Genomic DNA, 1,365 nt, shown 5'->3' on the forward strand with positions numbered 1-1,365 from the left:
TAGATAAAACTAGACCATCTTGGAGACAGTCTGAAATTGATGTAGGAAAAGAATATCCAGGATACCGTGACCAAGTATCATATAAGGAAGGTAATGAAGTAAGTCATGGCACTAAAAATAGTTCAAGACCAGATTTCTATATCGATGGTCATAGCATAGAAGTTAAGAATTATAAAGTGACTACATCTTCTGGTAGAAGTAACTTAATAAGAAATGTGTCAAAGCAAATAAATAAGCGGATAAGTGATTTACCTGAACAAACAAAACAATCTGTTATTATTGATGTTAGGGGTCAAAATGTCTCAAGGGATGTTTTAAGAGACATTAAACAAAAAATAAATGAAAGAACAAATGATGTAGCAGAAATAATTTTTAAAATGGATTAGAGGTGAAAGTTAGATGGCGGTAGGAATATTAGTAGATTGTTTTTATTACGAATTAGGTCATAGCGATTTTGTACATTCATTTTTTTCAACAATCTCCTATCATTTAGAAAAAGAAGGATGGGGTACAAAATATCCTTTAATGATGAATGAGTTGTATAATGACAAACTAAACTGGAATGATGTTTCTGTTGTAAAAGCTAATTTAATTGAAATTGAACAGGAATTATCAAAATTCTCGCCGGAACAAGTTATATGGGATATTGATGACTTATCACAAAAACCACCGTGGGGGGATAAAATAAGTCCAAAAGTAACTAGTCTAGCGAATTATTTTGCAACAACTGATGGGAAAACATTTTTTGAAGTACTACGTACAGCAATTGATGTAGCAGAAGAAGATAAATGTGATTTAAAAATTCACAAACTATAATTTTTCTTAACCATGGGACACTATCCCATGGTTTTTTACGATACGGAGTGACGAATAAAACAATTTTTATTCAGATAATAGACTTAAACCTTGTAAGCCCTATAAGATGTTTTAACCAATTCTTTAGTACGTACAATATCTTTAAAACGTATGCCCTATCTACTCTTTATTTTATTAAGCAAATAATCATAATAATATCAGATACCACCATTTCTATTCTTTGAAGCCCAACCTTCGCTTTCCCCCTATCTTTTAAATTTATTCGCAACTTTTACGTACATAGAACGATGACTATAGCAAGAGGACTACTCCACCTCGATTAACTCCTGAATGTCGATGTCTAACACTTTGCAAACCGTTTCTAATGTTGATAGATACACTCTGTCCACATTGTCTGAACAAAGATGGCTGATTGTATTTGGTCGCAAACCTGTCATTCGTGCCAATTCACGCTGTGAAAGGTCTCGTTCTTTAAGGATTTCCTTTAGCTTGATTGTAATAGGCATGGTACTTCCCTTCCTCTTATTCATGTTACCTTTTACGATACAT

At 32.8% G+C, this 1,365-nt stretch carries 2 protein-coding genes and 1 pseudogene; 2 read left to right on the top strand and 1 reads right to left on the bottom strand.

Going from position 1 to position 1,365, the window contains the following annotated elements; all coding sequences use genetic code 11:
• Window positions 1–386: pseudogene (locus NiCM35_RS26580) on the top strand (hypothetical protein); the annotation flags it as partial.
• Between the two features lie 13 nt (window positions 387–399).
• Window positions 400–816: an immunity 70 family protein gene (locus tag NiCM35_RS26585; RefSeq protein WP_249878303.1), complete on the top strand. Its 417-nt coding sequence runs from the start codon at window positions 400–402 to the stop codon at window positions 814–816.
• 305 nt (window positions 817–1,121) lie between these two features.
• Here the strand turns inward: NiCM35_RS26585 and NiCM35_RS26590 are convergent, their stop codons facing one another.
• Window positions 1,122–1,322, bottom strand: a complete 201-nt coding sequence (locus NiCM35_RS26590; RefSeq protein WP_026906918.1) for a helix-turn-helix domain-containing protein — start codon at window positions 1,320–1,322, stop codon at window positions 1,122–1,124.
• Window positions 1,323–1,365 lie beyond the last annotated feature (43 nt).

The sequence above is a fragment of the Niallia sp. M35 genome (assembly GCF_050971705.1).
Classification (GTDB): Bacteria; Bacillota; Bacilli; order Bacillales; family Cytobacillaceae; genus Niallia; species Niallia circulans_A.

Bases quoted from the DNA above. Each gene is read 5' to 3' on its own strand.
- NiCM35_RS26585 (WP_249878303.1), top strand. From the start codon at position 400: ATGGCGGTAGGAATATTAGTAGATTGTTTTTATTACGAATTAGGTCAT.
- NiCM35_RS26590 (WP_026906918.1), bottom strand. From the start codon at position 1,322: ATGCCTATTACAATCAAGCTAAAGGAAATCCTTAAAGAACGAGACCTT.